14 protein-coding genes and 1 pseudogene are annotated in these 17,252 nt (G+C 74.0%); 2 read left to right on the forward strand and 13 right to left on the reverse strand.

The features are described from left to right. Positions 1-8: 8 nt before the first annotated feature. The 9 genes from ACQ614_RS15565 to ACQ614_RS15605 are packed head-to-tail and all read right to left on the reverse strand — an operon-like array spanning position 9 to position 8,282. Positions 9-1,562, reverse strand: a complete 1,554-nt coding sequence (locus tag ACQ614_RS15565) for a complex I subunit 4 family protein (RefSeq protein WP_431679166.1) — start codon at positions 1,560-1,562, stop codon at positions 9-11. A 49-nt stretch (positions 1,563-1,611) separates the two neighbouring features. Continuing rightward, the gene (locus ACQ614_RS15570) at positions 1,612-3,603 is read right to left on the reverse strand and encodes an NADH-quinone oxidoreductase subunit 5 family protein (protein ID WP_431679167.1); all 1,992 of its coding nucleotides are present in this window, start codon (positions 3,601-3,603) and stop codon (positions 1,612-1,614) included. Continuing rightward, positions 3,600-3,959: an NADH-quinone oxidoreductase subunit NuoK gene (nuoK, locus tag ACQ614_RS15575; RefSeq protein ID WP_363492146.1), complete on the reverse strand. Its 360-nt coding sequence runs from the start codon at positions 3,957-3,959 to the stop codon at positions 3,600-3,602. Before nuoK ends, ACQ614_RS15570 begins: the two co-directional genes overlap by 4 nt. Before the next feature lie 5 nt (positions 3,960-3,964). Next, entirely contained in the window at positions 3,965-4,639 is a 675-nt protein-coding gene (locus ACQ614_RS15580; RefSeq protein ID WP_431679168.1) for an NADH-quinone oxidoreductase subunit J family protein, read from the reverse strand. After that, positions 4,636-5,187 (reverse strand): NuoI/complex I 23 kDa subunit family protein, encoded by a 552-nt coding sequence (locus ACQ614_RS15585; protein ID WP_431679169.1) that lies wholly within the window; start codon positions 5,185-5,187, stop codon positions 4,636-4,638. Before ACQ614_RS15585 ends, ACQ614_RS15580 begins: the two co-directional genes overlap by 4 nt. Then, positions 5,187-6,140 carry an NADH-quinone oxidoreductase subunit NuoH gene (gene nuoH, locus ACQ614_RS15590; protein ID WP_431683932.1) on the reverse strand — a complete coding sequence of 318 codons (954 nt, stop codon included), beginning with the start codon at positions 6,138-6,140 and terminating at the stop codon, positions 5,187-5,189. Before nuoH ends, ACQ614_RS15585 begins: the two co-directional genes overlap by 1 nt. Before the next feature lie 2 nt (positions 6,141-6,142). Further along, the gene (locus ACQ614_RS15595) at positions 6,143-7,264 is read right to left on the reverse strand and encodes an NADH-quinone oxidoreductase subunit C (RefSeq protein WP_431679170.1); all 1,122 of its coding nucleotides are present in this window, start codon (positions 7,262-7,264) and stop codon (positions 6,143-6,145) included. After that, the gene (locus ACQ614_RS15600) at positions 7,261-7,884 is read right to left on the reverse strand and encodes an NADH-quinone oxidoreductase subunit B (protein ID WP_431679171.1); all 624 of its coding nucleotides are present in this window, start codon (positions 7,882-7,884) and stop codon (positions 7,261-7,263) included. Before ACQ614_RS15600 ends, ACQ614_RS15595 begins: the two co-directional genes overlap by 4 nt. Then, positions 7,875-8,282: an NADH-quinone oxidoreductase subunit A gene (locus tag ACQ614_RS15605; RefSeq protein WP_431679172.1), complete on the reverse strand. Its 408-nt coding sequence runs from the start codon at positions 8,280-8,282 to the stop codon at positions 7,875-7,877. Before ACQ614_RS15605 ends, ACQ614_RS15600 begins: the two co-directional genes overlap by 10 nt. A 327-nt stretch (positions 8,283-8,609) precedes the next feature. Between ACQ614_RS15605 and ACQ614_RS15610 the strand changes: the two genes are divergently transcribed. Continuing rightward, the gene (locus tag ACQ614_RS15610) at positions 8,610-9,797 is read left to right on the forward strand and encodes a sensor histidine kinase (RefSeq protein ID WP_431679174.1); all 1,188 of its coding nucleotides are present in this window, start codon (positions 8,610-8,612) and stop codon (positions 9,795-9,797) included. Between the two features lie 284 nt (positions 9,798-10,081). Here ACQ614_RS15610 and ACQ614_RS15615 read toward each other — a convergent pair whose 3' ends face one another. The 4 genes and pseudogenes from ACQ614_RS15615 to ACQ614_RS15630 form a co-directional block, all read right to left on the reverse strand. Beyond that, a complete protein-coding gene (locus tag ACQ614_RS15615; RefSeq protein ID WP_431683933.1) occupies positions 10,082-11,224 on the reverse strand; it encodes a glycosyltransferase family 4 protein in 1,143 nt (380 codons plus the stop codon). Next, positions 11,221-11,784, reverse strand: a complete 564-nt coding sequence (locus ACQ614_RS15620; RefSeq protein ID WP_431683934.1) for a CDP-glycerol glycerophosphotransferase family protein — start codon at positions 11,782-11,784, stop codon at positions 11,221-11,223. The genes ACQ614_RS15615 and ACQ614_RS15620 overlap by 4 nt, the downstream gene beginning before the upstream one ends. Before the next feature lie 97 nt (positions 11,785-11,881). Further along, a pseudogene (locus ACQ614_RS15625) lies at positions 11,882-14,293 on the reverse strand (bifunctional glycosyltransferase/CDP-glycerol:glycerophosphate glycerophosphotransferase); the annotation flags it as partial. A gap of 192 nt (positions 14,294-14,485) precedes the next feature. Further along, complete coding sequence (locus tag ACQ614_RS15630; protein ID WP_431679175.1) at positions 14,486-16,123, reverse strand: glycosyltransferase; 1,638 nt, start codon at positions 16,121-16,123, stop codon at positions 14,486-14,488. Positions 16,124-16,275: 152 nt separating this feature from the next. Here ACQ614_RS15630 and galE point away from each other — a divergent pair, with 152 nt between their 5' ends. Beyond that, complete coding sequence (galE, locus tag ACQ614_RS15635; RefSeq protein WP_431679176.1) at positions 16,276-17,250, forward strand: UDP-glucose 4-epimerase GalE; 975 nt, start codon at positions 16,276-16,278, stop codon at positions 17,248-17,250. The last annotated feature ends 2 nt before the right edge of the window (positions 17,251-17,252 follow it).

Here is a 17,252-nt window from a genome sequence, read left to right on the forward strand (position 1 = left end):
ATCACGGCTCAGCCACCCCCGAGCAGGTGCTTGACGGCCGGGTCGGACAGGCTGAGCAGCAGGGCGGGCCAGACGCCGGCGACCAGGGTGAGCGCGGCCAGCGGCGTCCAGCTGGCGGCCTCGTACGCCTTGATGTCGGGCAGGTCGGCGACGAGGGCGGGCTGCTTCGGGTCGCCCATGCAGACCCGGCGGACGACGACCAGCAGGTAGCCGGCGGTCAGCAGGGTGCCGGTGCCGGCCAGCACCATGTACGTCACGAAGGCGGGCCGGGAGAGGCCGGCGGCCGGCTCGAAGGCGCCGAACATGGCGAGCAGCTCGCCCCAGAAGCCGGCCAGGCCGGGCAGGCCGAGGCTGGCGACGGCGGCGAAGGCGAGCAGGGCGCCGATCCGCGGGGCCCGGCCGTACAGGGCGGCGCCGGTGGCGCCGGCCAGGGTGTCCAGGTCGGAGGTGCCGTAGCGGTCCTTGATCGCGCCGACGAGGAAGAACAGCAGGCCGGTGATCAGACCGTGGGCGATGTTGCCGTACAGCGCGCCGTTCACCCCGGCCGGGGTGAGGGTGGCGATGCCGAGCAGCACGAAGCCCATGTGGCCGACCGAGGAGTAGGCGATCAGACGCTTGAGGTCGCCCTTGGCGCCCTGCCGGGCCAGTGCGAGGCAGGCCAGCGAGCCGTAGACGATGCCGACCGCGGCGAACGCGCCGAGGTAGGGCGCGTAGGTCTCTGCGCCCTCGGGGACGATCGGCAGCAGCACCCGGACGAGGCCGTAGGTGCCCATCTTCAGCAGGACGCCGGCGAGCAGCACCGAGCCGACGGTGGGCGCCGCGGTGTGCGCGTCCGGCAGCCAGCTGTGCAGTGGCCAGGCGGGCGCCTTCACGGCGAGGCCGACCAGGATCGCGAGGCCCGCGACGACCTGGGTGGTGTGGGTCAGGCCCTCGCCGTGGGCGGCGGCGAGCCGGGTCATGTCGAAGGTGCCGGCCTTGAAGCCGATCAGCAGGAAGCCGAGCAGCATCACGGCCGAGCCGAGCAGCGTGTAGAGGATGAACCGGTTGGCGGCCGGCACCTTGGCGCCGCTGCCCCAGCGGGCGATCAGGAAGTACATCGGGATCAGCACGACCTCGAACGCCACGAAGAACAGCACCAGGTCGAGCACCGCGAAGGTCGCCAGCATGCCGACCTCCAGCAGGAGCAGCAGGCCGGTGAAGGACTGCACGGAGGGCACGCCCTCGCCGGCGGGCAGCCGGCGGGTGGAGTACAGCGCGCAGAGGAAGGTGAGCAGGGCGGTGAGGACGAGCAGCGGCAGCGAGATGCCGTCGACGCCGAGGTGCAGCCGGACGTCGATCGCCGGGATCCAGCGGACGTCGGTGACGGCCTGCATCACGCCGGGGCGGTCCTGGTCGAAGCCGATCGCGAGGGCGACGGCGAGCGCCAGGGTGGCGCCGGTGACGCCGGTGCCGAACCACAGGGCGCGGCGGTCGGCGGCGGCGCGGTCCGCCCCGAACGGGACGAGGGTGGCCGCGGCGCCGGCCAGCGGCAGCAGCAGGAGGGCGATGAGGACTGCGTTCACCGGGTGCTCCAGGTTCGTGCTGCGGCGGGACGGGGCGGGTGCGTACGGGTCATGATCCGACCGCCACCAGGACGGCGAGCAGGACGGCCCCGGCGAGCAGGGCGTTCAGGTAGGCCTGTGCGTTGCCGTTCTGGGCGCGGCGCACCAGCCACCCGAGGGCGTTGGCTCCGGTGCCGGCCCCGCGCACGTACGTCTCCACCACCTCGCGGTCGAGGAAGTTCACCAGCCGGGCGGCGGCCGCGGTCGGGCGGACGAACAGGGCGCTGTACAGCCGGTCCACGCCGAAGCCGTGCTGGGCGAAGCGGTACACCGGGCCGAGCAGCAGGCGGCCGGGGTCGGCCGGCGCGCCCTCTGCGGCGGGGCGGGCGGCCTGCCGGGCGCCGGCGGTCCGCCAGGCGGCGTAGGCGATCAGGATGCCGGCCAGGGCGAGGCCGGTGCCGAGCACCGAGGTGGTGACGGTGGGCCGCAGCGAGCCGCCGTCGAGCAGCGAGGGCAGCCAGTCGTCGCGCAGCCCGAGCAGGCCGAAGCCCATGGCCGGGACGGCGAGCACCCACAGCGGCCAGCGCATCGCGGCGGGCTCGGCGGTGGCCGGGTCGGCCTCGTCGATCTCGGGCGAGTACGGGGCGCCGGCGGCGGGTGCGGCGGCGGCCTCCGCCGCGGCGGGTGCCCCGGCGGCGCGGCCGTGGAAGGCGACCAGCCACATCCGGGTCGAGTAGGCGGCGGTGAGCAGGGCGGTCAGGCAGGCCGTGACCAGGACGATCCAGCCGGCCGCCTCGGGCACCGCGGAGGCCGGGCCGGCGCCGCGGGTGAGCGCCTCGCCGTGGGCGGCGTGCTCGGCGGCGGTGAACACCGACTCCTTGGAGAAGAAGCCGGTGAACGGCGGCAGGCCCATCAGGGCGACCAGGCCGATGCCCATCGCCCAGTAGGCGTCGGGGACGCGCTTGCGCAGCCCCGGCATCCTGGACATCGCCGAGATGGAGTTGGTGTGCGCGGCGTGGATGACCACACCGGCGGTGAGGAACAGCAGCGCCTTGAAGACGCCGTGGCCGACCAGGTAGAAGACGGCGGAGTCGCGGTCGCCGGAGGCCAGGGCGCCGGCCATGTAGCCGAGCTGGCCGACGGTCGAGTAGGCGAGCACCCGCTTGAGGTCGTCCTGGGCGAGGGCGCAGAGCGCCGAGCCGACCATGGTGACGGCGGCCATCACGGCCAGCACCACCAGGGCGGCGGCGGAGAGCAGGAAGACCGGCATCAGCCGGGCGACCAGGTAGATGCCGGCCGCGACCATGGTCGCGGCGTGGATCAGGGCGGAGACCGGGGTGGGGCCGGCCATCGCGTCGGGGAGCCAGGTGTGCAGCGGGAACTGCGCGCTCTTGCCGGCCACGCCGCCGAGCAGCAGCAGCGCGATCAGCGTGGGGTGGCCGATCCGCCCCTCGGTCGCGGCTGCCAGCACGTCGGTGATCCGGAAGCTGCCGGCGTCCGCGCCGAGCGCGAAGATGCCGAACACGAACGGCACGTCGCCGAGCTTGGTGACCAGGAAGGCCTTGAGCGAGGCGGAGCGGGCGTCCTCGGTCTCCCAGTGGTGGCCGATCAGGAAGTACGAGCAGATGCCCATGATCTCCCAGGCGACCAGCAGCACGATCAGGTCGCCGGAGTAGAGCACCAGGAACATCGCCGCGGTGAACAGCGAGACCAGCGCCGCGTACGAGGGGTAGCGGGGGTCGCCCTTCAGGTAGGCGGTGGAGTAGATCTGCACCAGGGTGGCGACCAGGCCGACCAGCAGCGAGATCAGGACGGAGAAGCCGTCCAGGTGGAGCGCGAGCGAGATGTCGGGGCCGCCGGTCGGGGTGAGCCGGGTGGCGGCGTCCAGGCTCTGCCCGGTGCCGAGCTGCACGGCGACGACCACGGCGAGCACCGCGGAGACGGCGACCGGCAGGACGGCCAGCGGCCGGGCGAGGCCGGGGAACCTCTTGCCGGTGGCGAGGCCGGCGGCCGCGCCGAGCGCGGGCAGGGCGGGGACGAGGATCGGCAGGGCGAGGTTCATGCGGCCTGGCCCTCCGGCTCGGCGGCGGCAGCGTCGGGGGCTGCCTCGGACGGGTCGCCGAGCACGGTGAGCCGGTCGACGTCGGCGGTGCGGCGGGTGCGGAAGACGAGCAGCACGATGGCGAGGCCGAGGCCGATCTCGGCGGCGGCCACCGTGATGGTGAAGAGGGTGAGCGCCTGCCCGGCGTGCACGGCGTCGCGCAGCCAGGCGTCGAAGGCGACGAGGTTGAGGTTGACGGCGTTGAGCATCAGCTCGACGGACATCAGCACCAGGACGACGTTGCGCCGGGCGAGCACGCCGTAGACGCCGACGCTGAACAGCAGCGCGGCGAGGACGGCTGGGTAGACGAGGTGCATCGGCGTCAGCGCTCCTGCGCGGGGGCGGTCGGGGCGGTGGACGGGGCGGGCGCCGCGGGGGCGCCGGGTCGGCCGACGGGCTTGCCTGCGCGCAGCTTGCCGGCGCGCGGCCGGGGCAGCGTGCCGGAGGTGCTGCGGGAGAGCACGATCGCGCCGACCAGGGCGGCCAGCAGCAGCACCGACAGCGCCTCGAAGGGCAGCACCCAGTGGCGGAAGAGGTACTCGCCGGTGGCGCGGGTGGAGCCGCCGCCGGCCGTGAGGTCGATCCAGCTGGTGCGGAAGGCGTCCGCGACCAGGGTGACCAGGGTGCCGGCCGCGGCCAGCGCCACCGCCAGGGCGGCCCAGCGGTTGCCGGAGTCGGCGTCCGGCGAGCGGCCGATCGGCGCCCGGGTGAGCATCAGTCCGAAGAGCACCAGGACGACCACCGAGCCGAGGTAGATCAGCACCTGCACCCAGGCGATGAACTCCGCGGTGAGCAGCAGGAACTCCACGGCGAGCCCGCCGAGCGCGACGACCAGCCACAGCGCGGCGTGCACCAGCTGCTTGGTGGTCACCGAGACCACGGCGGAGCCGAGCACGACCAGGCCGACGAGCAGGAAGACCACCTCGGCCCCGGTCGGGGAGAGGAAGGAGCGGGAGGCCGGCTCCAGCGAGCCGGCGGCGGCGAGCAGGGTGCTCATGCGTCCTCACCCTCCTGCGCGGCCGCGGCGGCCAGCTTCTCGGCCGCCTTGCGGGCGGTGGCGACCTCCTTGGGCTCCTCGGCGGCGGGGTCGAGGGCGGGCGGTGCGGGCACCGTCCACATCCACTCGCGCAGCCGCTCCCGCTCGTGGGTGAGGTCGAGGATGTCGGTCTCCGCGTACTCGAACTCCGGGGACCAGAACAGCGCGTCGAAGGGGCAGACCTCGATGCAGATGCCGCAGTACATGCAGAGCGAGAAGTCGATCGCGAAGCGGTCCAGCACGTTGCGGGTGCGGGCGCGGGCGTTCGGGTCGGCCGCGGGCAGCGTCTCCTTGTGGGAGTCGATGTAGATGCACCAGTCCGGGCACTCGCGGGCGCAGAGCATGCAGACCGTGCAGTTCTCCTCCAGCAGCGCGATGACGCCGCGGGAGCGCGGCGGCAGGACGGGCTGCACCTCGGGGTACTGCGCGGTGACGGACTTCCGCGTCATGGTCCGCAGGGTGACGGCGAGGCCCTTGGCCAGGCCGGTGCCGGGGATGTTGAGAGCCATCAGGAGATCGCCACCTTGACGATGCCGGTGAGGGCCAGCTGGACGAGCGCGAGCGGGATGAGCACCGTCCACGCGAAGCGCATCAGCTGGTCCTCGCGAAGCCGCGGGTAGGTGACCCGGAGCCAGATCACCACGAAGGCCAGCGCGAACGTCTTGAGCAGCGTCCACAGCCAGCCGAGCGAGTCTTCGAACGGGCCGTGCCAGCCGCCGAGGAACAGCACCGTGGTCAGGCCGGCGACCACCACGATGCCCGCGTACTCGGACAGCAGGAACAGCGCGAAGCGCAGGCCGGTGTACTCGGTGTACGCGCCGAAGATGATCTCCGAGTCGGCGATCGGCATGTCGAACGGGGGGCGCTGGAGCTCGGCGAGGCCCGCCGTGAAGAAGACGAAGGCGCCGATCGCCTGCCACGGGATCCACCACCAGTGGAAGGCGTCCACGATCCCGGGCAGCGCCACCGTGCCGGCGGCCATCGCCACCGAGGCGGCGGCCAGCAGCATCGGCAGCTCGTACGACATCAGCTGGGCCGCCGTGCGCAGGCCGCCCAGCAGCGAGAACTTGTTGGCCGACGCCCAGCCCGCCATCAGCGATCCGAGCACGCCGATGCCCATCACGGCCAGCACGAAGAAGATGCCGGCGTCGATCGCCTGGCCGACGAAGCCGTCCGGGCCGATCGGGATCGCCAGCAGCACCAGCAGGTAGGGCAGCAGCGAGACGGCGGGCGCCAGCTGGAAGACCCGCCGGTCGGCACCGGCCGGGACGACGTCCTCCTTCTGCGCGAACTTGACGCCGTCGGCGACGAGCTGGGCCCAGCCGTGGAAGCCGCCCGCGTACATCGGGCCGAGGCGGCCCTGCATGTGCGCCATCACCTTGTGCTCGGTCTGGCCGATCACCAGCGGCAGCACCAGGAAGACGACCAGGGTGGCGACGCAGCGCAGCAGCGTGTCGATCAGGTTCACGCGCCGTCTCCGTCCTGGGTGGGGGTCTGCGGGGTCTCGGGCCCGGCCTGCTCGGCCTCTGCGGGCTCGGGCTTCGCCGGCTCGGGCTTCGCCGGCTCCGCGGGGACCTCGGGCTTCGCCGTGGCCTCGTCGTGGGCCGGGACGGGTGCGTGCCAGGGCGCGTCCGAGGACTGCGTCCGGGCGGTGCGGCGCGGCCGCTCCTCGGCGGGTGCGGCGGGTGCCGCCGGCGCGTCCGGCGCGGTCGGCGCCCCGGGCTCGGCCGGGGCGGCGGCCTGGCTGACCGAGCCCTCGCTGATCGAGCGGGTCCGCCGCGGCCGGTCGGCGCGCACGGGGGCGCCCTCGGCACCGGCGGCGGCCGCACGGGGGCCTGCGCCGGCGGCCGCCGCACGCGGGCCGGCACCGGCCGCGCGCGGGGTGCGGGCGGCGCGGGCCGGACGCTCGGCGACCGGCGGCAGGGTGCCCTTGAGCGGGCCCCACTCGTTGGGGTCGGGCACGCCGGCGGGCTGCATCTTGCGGCGGGCCGGGCCCTCGCCGTGGTCGGACTCGCCGGGCTCCTTGGCGCCGGGCCAGGCCTTGGCGACGCGGGCGGCGAGCACGAATTCCTTGCGCAGCGGGTGGCCCTCGAAGCCGTCCGGCAGCAGCAGGGTGACCAGGTGCGGGTGGTCGGCGAAGTCGATGCCGAACATCTCGTGGGTCTCCCGCTCGTGCCAGGCCGCGCCGGCGTAGACGCCGACGGCGGTGGGCAGGGCGGCCTTCTCGCGCGGCACCCGGGTGCGCACCAGCAGGTGGCGGACGGCGCCGGGGTGGGCGACGTCGGCGAGGTGGGCCGAGACGGAGAAGCCCTCGGCGAGCTCGTCGACGGCGCTCAGCCAGTCGAAGTAGCTGAGTCCGAGGCTGTCGCGGGCAGCCGTGAGCGCCTCGATCCAGTGCTCGGCGGGGACGTCGACGGTCAGCAGGCCGTACGCCTCGGCGGCGGTGGCCCAGGAGCCGATCGCGGCGGCCGTCCGCTCGGCCGGGGTCGGCTCGGCGGCAGGTGCGTCGGCGGCCGGCGTCTCGGCGGCAGGGGTGGGCTCGGTGCCCGGCACCGGCTCGGCGCCCGGCTGGTCGGGAGTGCTCACTTCGCGCCCTCCGGTCCGGCGACCAGCCCGCGGCGGAGCGCGGAGGCGGGCGCGGCGTAGCGCTGCGGCAGCGACTCGGCGGCGATCTTCTCCTGGAGCTTGAGGATGCCCTGGAGCAGCGCCTCGGGCCGCGGCGGGCAGCCCGGCACGTAGACGTCGACCGGGATGATCTGGTCCACGCCCTTGGTGACGGAGTAGGAGTCCCAGTACGGCCCGCCGGAGTTGGAGCAGGCGCCGAAGGAGATGACGTACTTGGGCTCCGGCATCTGCTCGTACAGGCGCTTGACGGCCGGGGCCATCTTGTCGGTGACGGTGCCCGAGACGATCATCAGGTCGGCCTGGCGCGGGCCGGGCGCGAACGGGATGACTCCCATCCGGATGAAGTCGTGCTTGGCCATCGACGCGGCGATGAACTCGATCGCGCAGCAGGCGAGGCCGAAGTTGAAGCACCAGAGGCTGTAGCGGCGGCCCCAGTTGAGGACCACCTTGACCGGGTCCGGCGCGAGCCGGGCCAGCGGGCCGAGCCGGCGCGGTTCGACGGCGCCGGGCCTGGCCGGGTCGGGGATGCCGAGCGGAACGGGGCCGTTGCCGCCGTGCCCGTGGGCGTGGGTCACGTCCATTCCAGAACGCCCTTCTTCCAGGCGTAGAGCAGTCCGACCGCGAGGAAGCCGATGAAGACGAACATCTCCACCAGCGTCGCTGCCCCGTACCCCGCGGCGGCGAAGACCGTCGCCCAGGGGAAGAGGTAGATCGCGTCGACCGCGAAGATCACGTAGAGGAACGCATAGACGTAGTAGCGGATGTGGGTGTGCGCCCACCCCTCGCCGACCGGGTCCACTCCGCACTCGTACGCCAGCAGCTTCTCCGGCGAGTACACCACCGGGCGCAGCAGGCGGTTGGCGGTGAACGACACCGCGACGAACAGCACGCCGACGACGGTCAGCAGCCCCACCGCCGCGTACGCGTCGAAGTAGCCACTGCCCGCGGCAGTGCCGGCAGCAGCCAGCTGCCCCTCCATGCGTTCGCCTCCACATCGGCCGGGCCCGCCGTCCCGCGGCGGGGTCCGATCTCTTTACACACCCATAACCATTGCTCAGGCGTGAGTCTAAGTGCACCGCCCGTCTACTCCTGAACCTGCCCGGTCCGCAAGACGCATGCTGGACACCGGCCCGTGGGACGCGGCCTCGGGCCCGGTGCCGCGGGGTGGGGATAACCCCCGTCCGGGGAGGGCACCCAGCCCCATGGCGCGGCGGTGCCCGGGACCGCGATGCTGGTGCCCGCAGCGGTGCGCCGGGCCCGCTGACCGGTGAGGCGGCGGAGTCCGTCGAAAGGGCGGGTGTGCGCAGTGGAGGAGCGGGTCGAGGACGGGGCCGGGGTGTCCCGCCCCTCCCCGTACGGGCGGCAGCTGTGGCTGCAGGTGCAGCACCTGCTGGTGAACCTGCCGCTGGGGATCGCCGGGTTCGTCTTCACGGTGGTGATGCTCAGCGTCGGCCTCGGCCTGGCGGTGACGGTGGTGGGGCTGCCGCTGCTGGCCTGCGGTCTGGCGGGCAGCCGTTGGCTGGGTTCGCTGGCCCGGCGGCGGGCCCGTGCCGCGCTGGGCTCGGAGGTGCCGGAGGCCGGCCCGCTGGTGGTCACCCGGCCGGGGATGTCGGGCTGGGTGATCGCCTGCCTGACGGACGGGCTGAGCTGGCGCTCGGTGCTGTACGGCATCCTGCTGCTGCCCTGGGGGATCCTCGGTTTCGCGCTGGCGCTGGTGCTGGTGCTGGTGGGCTGGCCGGTGCTGCCGTGGGCGGTGCGCGGCCTGGCGGCGGTGGACCGGATGCTGGTGGGCAGCCTGCTCTGCCCGGCCGCGCTGACCGAGCGGGTGCGGGAGCTGGAGGACGACCGCGGTGCGGTGGTCGACACCGCCGCGGCCGACCTGCGCCGGATCGAGCGGGACCTGCACGACGGCGCCCAGGCCCGGCTGGTGGCGCTGGCGATGGACCTGGGCATGGCCAAGGAGCGGCTGTACGAGACCACCACGCCCGAGGACGTGGCCGCGGCCGCGCGGATGGTGGACGCGGCGCACGGCGAGGTGAAGATCGCCCTGCAGGAGCTGCGCGACCTGGCCCGCGGCATCCACCCCGCGGTGCTGACCGACCGCGGGCTGGACGCGGCGCTCTCCGCGGTGGCGGCGCGCTGCACGGTGCCCGGCGGGGTGAAGGTGAACGTCGACCTGAAGGACGGGGAGCGGCCGGACGCCGCGGTGGAGGGGATCGCCTACTTCACGGTGAGCGAGCTGCTGGTGAACATCTCCAAGCACGCCGGGGCCCGGTCCGCGGCGGTGGACGTCTGGCGGTCCGACGACCGGTTGATGCTGCTGGTGCGGGACGACGGCCGGGGCGGGGCCGATCCGGCCCGGGGCAGCGGGCTGGCCGGGCTGACCGAGCGGGTCGGCGCGGTGGACGGGGTGTTCCTGGTGGAGAGCCCGGAGGGCGGTCCGACCACGGTCACCGTGGAGCTGCCGTGGCGCACCCGCGCGGGGCGGGCCTGACCGTCCGGCGCGTTGGAGGGCCCGACGGCCGCCTCCCTTGCGCGGTACGGCCGCCGGGCCCGGCCCGGATGGGCGGGTGTCAGCCGCCGGGCGGCACCCGGAGCCTCGGCCCGGTGGGTCGCGGGCCGGCCGGGGACGGTCGGGTGGGTTCCTTCTTGGGGCGCACCGGGGTCTCCTCCCGAGGCTGTGCGCGGGCGCGGCGATCAAGCTGGCTTTGTCAGCATTTCAGCTGTATGTCCGGTTCGCCGCCGCGGCGCGCCCGAAGAACGGGCCCCGCCCGCGATTCACGCCTCCAGCAGGGCGAACAGCTCCTCCCAGCGGTCGAGCACCCGGTCCGGCGAGAAGCGCACGATCGCCTCGCGGGCCCGCTCCCCCATCGTGTCCCGCAGCTCCCGGTCGTCCATCAGCCGGCCGAGCTGGCGGGCCAGCGCGGAGGTGTTGCCGACCGGGGCGAGCAGGCCGTCCTCGCCGTCCCGGACGATCTCGTGCACGCCGGGGGCGCAGTCGAAGGCCACGCACGGCACGCCGCAGGCCATCGCCTCCATCAGCGAGATCGGGAAGCCCTCACCGCGCGAGGAGAGCACGAAGATTCCGGCGCCGGCGAGTGCCCCGGGCACGTCGTCCGTCCGGCCGCAGAACTCGACCGAGCCGTCCAGGCCGAGGTCGGTGCACTGCGCGCGCAGCGCCTCCTCCTCCTCGCCGAGGCCGTAGATCTTCAGCTGCCAGCCGGGCCGGTCACAGACCGCCTCGGCCCAGGTCTCCAGCAGCAGGTCGACGCCCTTCTCCTGGGCGAGCCGGCCGATCGAGACGACGGTGCGGTCGGCCGGGGCGACCGTCTCCGGCACCGGGAACGGCAGCGGGTTGGGGATGCCGCAGGTGGAGTTCATGCCCTGGCGGATCCAGGCGTCCGCGTCCTCGTCGGTGAGCACCACCAGGCGGTCCACGTCCGCGTAGTACCGCTGCACCCGGGCGAACCGGGAGGAGGCCCGGCAGGTCTCGAAGGACTCGTGGCTCATGCCGATGACCTGAAGGCCCTTCAGGTCGGCCAGCGCCACCCACTCCATCGCCCACACCTGGGTGACGATCACCACGGCGCCCGGCCGGGCGGCGCGGAACATCGCGCTCATCCGCTCGGCGGCCCCGCGCATCCCGGCCTCGCGGGCGGCGTTCCGCCGCCTGGCCGCGACGTCCAGCTGCTGCCACGGGTACTTCGGCGTCCAGGCGGCCGGCGGCTGCGCGTCGTAGAGGGTGGTCATCCCGTACGGGAGGCCGTCGCCGAAGTCCTTGTGCAGCACCGCCGGGGTGATGCCGATCAGCTCCACCCGGTGGCCGCGGCCGGTGAGCAGCTCGGCCATCCGGTGCGACCAGCTGGAGACGCCGCCCAGTTCGTCGACGCTGTTGCTGACGATGAAGATGTCGCGATTCACCGGACGGTCTCCCGCTCGTGCTGGTCCTGCTGGTCCTGTCCGCCCTGCCCGGGCCCGCCCTGCGCCTGCTCGCCCCGTGTCTGCCGGCCCGGCCCGCCGCCCGGCTCCGGGCCGAACATCAGGTCGGCGATCCGGGCCGCGGCGTCGCCCCGGTCGTACTCGCCGTACGCCGCCGCGAACTCGCGGCGGCGGTCCGCGTACTCCTTGCCGGTGGCCTCCAGCTCCTCCAGCGCGGCGAACAGCTCGCCGGCGTCCCGGAGCACCGGGCCCGGTGCCTCGCGCAGCAGGTCGAAGTAGGTGCCGCGGACGTCCTCGGCGTACTCCTCCCAGTCGTAGGCGAAGAACAGCATCGGCCGGTCGAGCAGCGCGTAGTCGAACATCAGGGAGGAGTAGTCGGTGACCAGCGCGTCCGACAGCTGGTAGAGCGGGGTGACGTCCTGGACGTCGGAGACGTCCACCACCCGGCCGCGGACGGACGGCGGCAGCACCACCCGGTTCAGGTAGTGGCAGCGCACCAGCAGGGTCAGCCGGTCGCCGAAGCGGTCGGCGAACTCCTCCACGTCGAAGGGCAGCTCGAAGGCGCGGCAGCACCACCCGGTTCAGGTAGTGGCAGCGCACCAGCAGGGTCAGCCGGTCGCCGAAGCGGTCGGCGAACTCCTCCACGTCGAAGGGCAGCTCGAAGGCGCGCACCTTGCCGCGGGCGTCCGCCCGGAAGGTCGGCGCGTAGAGCACCACCGGCTTCGACAGGTCGATGCCGAGCTGCCGGTGCCGGTCCTTCGCCGCGTCCTCGCGAAGCAGCACGTCGTTGCGCGGGTAGCCGGTGCGCAGCAGCCGCTCCTCGCCGATCCGGTACGCGGGCGCCAGGGTGCGCACGTCGTGCTCGGAGCGGACGACGAAGTGGTCGAAGCGGTCCAGCCCGGCGAGGTACTCGGCCTGCTGGGCCGGCGTCTGCCGCTTCAGCGAGGCCAGGTCGAAGCCCATCTTCTTGAGCGCCGAGCCGTGCCAGGTCTGGATGTACGTGGTCTCGGGCCGCTTGCGCAGCCGGTACGGGTACCCCTGGTTGTCCACCCAGAACTCGGCCTGGGCCAGTGCCCGCAGGTACTGCCAGGACCAGCGGCGCACCAGCGTCGCGCCGGACGGGAACCCCTCGGTGGACTTGGCGTACGACCAGACCGGCTTCATCGGCGCACCGCGGCGCACCAGCTCCTCGTAGACCGCGCGGGGGCTGTCGCTGAACTGCAGGCCCTGCTGGCTCTCGAAGACGACCTGGCCCTTGACCACGGGCAACCGCTGCAGCAGCCGGTGGTAGACCTTCAGCTTGGTGTCGCCGTTGTTCAGGGTGCGCTTGAGCTGCAGCGCACCGCGGGCGGTGCGCCGGGCCCGGTCGGCGGCGGCGTTGGCGACCGCCGAGGCCTCCCCGCGCAGCGCGCGCTCGACGAGGTCGGTGCCGCGCCGGGCGGCCGCGCCCTCCGCGGCGAGCTCGAAGGCGAGGTGGCCGCGGGCGGTGGCGTGCGGGGCGAGGCGGTCGCCGGTGAGCCTGGTCAGCCGGGGGCGGACGGCGGGGGCGGCGGCCGCGGCGAGGTCGATGTCGCCGACGGTGAGCCGGGTGGTGGTGCGCTCGCCGTTGGCGGTCAGCACCAGGCGGACGTCCCAGACGGCGTCCAGCACGCCGAGCGGGCGCAGCTTGCGGGCGATGTCGGCGGTGGCCCGCCAGGCGATGCCGTCGCCGTCGTGGCGGACCTCGGCGACCGGGAAGGAGAACGACTTCATGCCCTTGCGGCGGGGCGAGAAGTCCAGCCGGGCGGCGAGCCCGGCGTCGGCCGGGACACGGCCGAGCGGGTTGACGATCCGCCCGGCCAGCTCGATGCCCTGCGGGCCGGCCGCGTAGCCGGTGAGCCGGTTGCGCAGGAACAGCTTGCGCAGCGGTGCCGCGTGGTAGCCGTGCGCGGTGACGTCGAGCACCTTGCGGCCCTCGGGGTCGTCGAGGTGCTCGGCGCAGAAGTACACCCGGCCGTCCTGCTCGGTGAGCGGGGCGGCGAGCTTGTCCCGGTTGATCAGGGTGTCGACGGCGGGCAGCAGGTTGTCCCAGTCGTCCTGCCCGAGCAGGTAGGCGCAGATCCGCTGCGGGCTGCCGACCTCCTCGTACGCCTCCGGGGCGAGCCCGGCCAGGTAGCCGCGGGCGTGCTCGGCGAACTCCTTGCGGAAGTCCTCCGGCAGGAAGGGCAGGTCGCGCAGGTGCAGCACCAGGTCGTGCTTGAGGAACTTCACGTCCTTGCGGTACTTCAGCTCGACCATGCCGCGGTCGGCGAGCATCGCGTCGATCCGGCGGTGGATCTCCAGCCGGTCGGTGAAGTTGCGGATCTCGTGGCGGCGGTTGGAGAGCGAGCGCTCGCCCTTGCTCGGCGGGGCGACGTCCCACCAGTAGACCCGGTTGGGGATCAGGGTGATCCGCTCGGCGGCGAGGTACGCCTGCGAGGAGAAGAGCAGGTCCTCGTAGAGGATGCCGACCGGGAAGGTCAGCGCGTGCTCGGCGAGGAAGGTCCGGCGGTAGGCCTTGTTCGTGGAGAGGGTGTCCCACACCAGCAGGTCGGGCAGCTCGGCGATGGAGTCCAGGGTGCGGGTGCGCGAGTAGATCCACGGGTACCAGGCGTCGGTCTTGCCGTGCCGGTTGCCGAGGAAGCGCCGCACGCTGAGGCCGGAGACCAGGTCGGCACCGGTCCGCGAGCCCGCCTCGTACAGGTTGCGGGCGGCGTGCTCGGCGAGCTCGTCGTCGCTGTCGAGGAACATCACGTACTCGCCGCGGGCCTCGGCGACACCGTGGTTGCGCGGCGCACCGCAGCCGCCGCTGTTGGCGGGCAGCTGCAGGGCCCGCACGCGCCCCGGGTTCTCCCGCTCCAGGCGCCGGGCCACGGCGAAGCTGTCGTCGGTCGAGCAGTCGTCGACGATCAGCACCTCCAGGCCGCGCAGCGACTGCCCGAGGGCGGAGGCCACCGCCCGGGGCAGCCGGGCGGCGTCGTTGTAGACGATCACGATGACGCTGACCAGCGGCTGCGCCTGACTGGAGGGCATGGAGCGGGGGTCCTTGTCGTCGGGTGGTGCCGAAGGTGCCTGCCGGGGCCGTCCGACTCTGCCGTTCCGGCTCTGCCGATGGGACCACGGCTTCGTGTGAATCCCATGAATTCTCCCACCGCCCGGGGAGTGCCCCGTCCCCCGGGCGCTCCCCGGGCCGCGGTACGCCGTGCCGGGGTGGGCCGTTCGTCCTCAGCCGAGGCGGGCCAGCAGCCGCCGGAGCCGGGCCCGGACGACCTCCCAGCCGCCGCGCACGCCGTCGGCGACCCGCAGGCCGAGCTCGCCGTTGGTGGTGCCGTACGCCTGCACCAGGGCGAAGCGCAGCAGCGGCCGGTGGACGATCGCGTGCCGCTTGCCGAGGCCCGGGGCGCGGACGGTGGTGGCGGCGCGGCCGCCGCCCTCGAAGGACAGCACGACCCGCAGCGACCAGGCGGTCATCTCGCCGACGTCCCGCAGTTCGAAGGCGTCCACGGCGGTCTCGGCCGTCCAGCCGCCGTCGGGGTGGGCGGCGAGTTCCAGCGGGCGGCGGACGGTCAGCGGCGGGCCGAGCCGGGTGCGCAGTTCGAGCCGGGCGTCGACCGGGTCGGCCGCGGAGACCAGCCCGTACGGGTCGTGCACCCGCAGCCGGACGCTGCAGACCGGGCCGAGCCGCACCGTGCCGTCGACGGCCAGCGGCAGCCGGGACGGGGGCAGCTCGTCGAGGCCGGTGAGCGGCACGCCCTCGGCCAGCAGCGGCCGGCCGTCCTCGTCGGCGAGGTAGGGCGGGGCGAGCCGGGGCGGGGTCGCGGCGAGTTCGCAGGCGCGGGCCAGGTCGGTGCCCTCGACCGGCTCGGGGCGGGCCAGCAGCAGCTCGCTCAGCCAGCGGCCGGCCGGGCTGGCGCCGAGCAGCGGGTCGGTGCCGAATCCGGCCAGGTGGGCGCGGGCGATCCGCCACCAGGCGGCCCGGTAGGCGGCGGGCTTCTGCCGCATCTCCCGGATGTACATCCGCAGGTCGTGGTCGATGAACTTGGTGCGGGCGGCGTCGGCCAGGCCCGGTTCGCCGGCCTCGGCGAGGATGCGCACCACATCGGCGTGCGCGTCCACCCGGTCCTGCCAGTTGCGGACCTCGTCGCGCCGCAGCGAGATCGACTGCCGCCCGGCCTCCCGGCGGACGTGCCACAGGTACACGGTGTCGCCGACCGCGACCAGCCGCGGCCGGGCCGCGTAGAGCCGGGCGGTGAAGGCGAAGTCCTCGTAGTGCACCGGGCCCTCCGCGAACCTCACCTGGTGCTTCTCCAGGAAGTCCCGCTGGTAGAGCTTGTTGACGCAGAGGGTGTCGCGGAGGAAGTCGGGCCGCTCGCCGATGCCGTCGTAGCGCCGGGGCGGTGCGCCGACCGCGGGGAAGAGGTCGCGCTGCCAGGGGGTGTCGGTGCCGGCCGGCAGCTCCCGCCGGACGCACACCCCGGCGACGACCTCGGCCTGCTCGGCGACGGCGGTCTCCAGCAGCAGCCGGACGGCGTCCGGGGCGAGCACGTCGTCACTGTCCAGCAGCATCACGTACGGCGAGCGGGCGGCGGCGAGGCCCTGGTTGCGGGGGGTGCCGCAGCCGCCGCTGTTCTCCGTCCGCGTGACGACTCTCACTCTCGGATCGGCGGCGGCGAGCCTCGCCAGGCGCTCCGGAGTGGCATCGGTGGAGGCGTCGTCGACCACCACGACCTCGGCGACGGCGTCCCCCTGGGAGAGCGCCGAACGCACGGCATCGGCGATGTGCGCCGCGTCGTCGAAGACGATCACCACGACGCTGACCTGCGGAGTCGTGCTGGGCGCGGGGCCGGGAGTGCTGGCGGTCATCCCGCGACCTGCTCCTCCCGCTGACGACAACCGGCTGCGATCGTACCGGACCGTACTTATCAGGGTGTCGGATAACTCGGGTCGGAAGCACCCGGCCGACACCGTGCCCGCCGCTCCCGCCCGGTTCGAACACCGCCGCATAGGATCTCGGCATGACTTGGTTGATCACGGGCGGCGCCGGATACATCGGCGGACATGTCGTGCGGCAGCTCGCCGAGGCGGGCGAGCGGGTGGTCGTCGTCGACGACCTGAGCTCCGGCTCGGCCGGCCGCCTGCCCGCCGGGGTGCCGCTGGTGGTCGGCTCCACCCTCGACCGGGCCCTGCTGGACGCGGCCGTCCGCGAGCACGGCGTCACCGGTGTGCTGCACATCGCCGCCAAGAAGCAGGTCGGCGAGTCGGTCGAGGAGCCGCTGCTCTACTACCGGGAGAACGTCGAGGGTCTGCGGACGGTGCTGGACGCGGCCGTCGCCGGCGGCGTCCGGAAGGTGCTGTTCTCCTCCTCGGCCGCGGTCTACGGCATGCCGGACACCGACCTGGTGACCGAGGAGACCCCGTGCGCGCCGATCAACCCGTACGGCGAGACCAAGCTGGTCGGCGAGTGGATGCTCGCCGCCGCGGCGAAGGCGTACGGCCTGTCCACCGTCTCGCTGCGCTACTTCAACGTGGCCGGCGCGGCCTCCCCCGAGCTGGCCGACGACGGGGTGACCAACCTGGTGCCGATGGTCTTCCAGCGGCTCACCGACGGCCTGCCGCCGCTGGTCTTCGGCGACGACTACCCGACGCCGGACGGCACCTGCATCCGCGACTACATCCACGTGGACGACGTGGCCGCCGCCCACCTGGCCGCCGTCCGCCGGCTGGACGCCTCCGGCGACCCGGTCAGCATGACCCTGAACATCGGCCGCGGCGAGGGCGTCTCCGTCCGCGGCATGCTGGACGCCGTGGCCCGCGTCACCGGCCTCGGCACCACGCCCGAGATCACCCCGCGCCGCCCCGGCGACCCGGCCCGGGTGGTCGCCGCCGCCGACCTCATCCGCAAGGAGCTCGGCTGGTCGGCCCGGTACGGCGTCGACGAGATGATCGAGTCCGCCTGGGCGGGCTGGCGCGCCCGCCACCCCGGTCTGTGAGC

This window comes from Kitasatospora dryopteridis (genome assembly GCF_050749075.1).
GTDB lineage: Bacteria > Actinomycetota > Actinomycetes > Streptomycetales > Streptomycetaceae > Kitasatospora.

Bases quoted from the DNA above. Each gene is read 5' to 3' on its own strand.
- nuoK (WP_363492146.1), bottom strand. From the start codon at position 3,959: ATGCACCTCGTCTACCCAGCCGTCCTCGCCGCGCTGCTGTTCAGCGTC.
- ACQ614_RS15580 (WP_431679168.1), bottom strand. From the start codon at position 4,639: ATGAGCACCCTGCTCGCCGCCGCCGGCTCGCTGGAGCCGGCCTCCCGC.
- galE (WP_431679176.1), top strand. From the start codon at position 16,276: ATGACTTGGTTGATCACGGGCGGCGCCGGATACATCGGCGGACATGTC.
- ACQ614_RS15585 (WP_431679169.1), bottom strand. From the start codon at position 5,187: ATGGCTCTCAACATCCCCGGCACCGGCCTGGCCAAGGGCCTCGCCGTC.
- ACQ614_RS15570 (WP_431679167.1), bottom strand. From the start codon at position 3,603: ATGAACCTCGCCCTGCCGATCCTCGTCCCCGCCCTGCCCGCGCTCGGC.
- ACQ614_RS15600 (WP_431679171.1), bottom strand. From the start codon at position 7,884: ATGGACGTGACCCACGCCCACGGGCACGGCGGCAACGGCCCCGTTCCG.
- ACQ614_RS15605 (WP_431679172.1), bottom strand. From the start codon at position 8,282: ATGGAGGGGCAGCTGGCTGCTGCCGGCACTGCCGCGGGCAGTGGCTAC.
- ACQ614_RS15630 (WP_431679175.1), bottom strand. From the start codon at position 16,123: ATGACCGCCAGCACTCCCGGCCCCGCGCCCAGCACGACTCCGCAGGTC.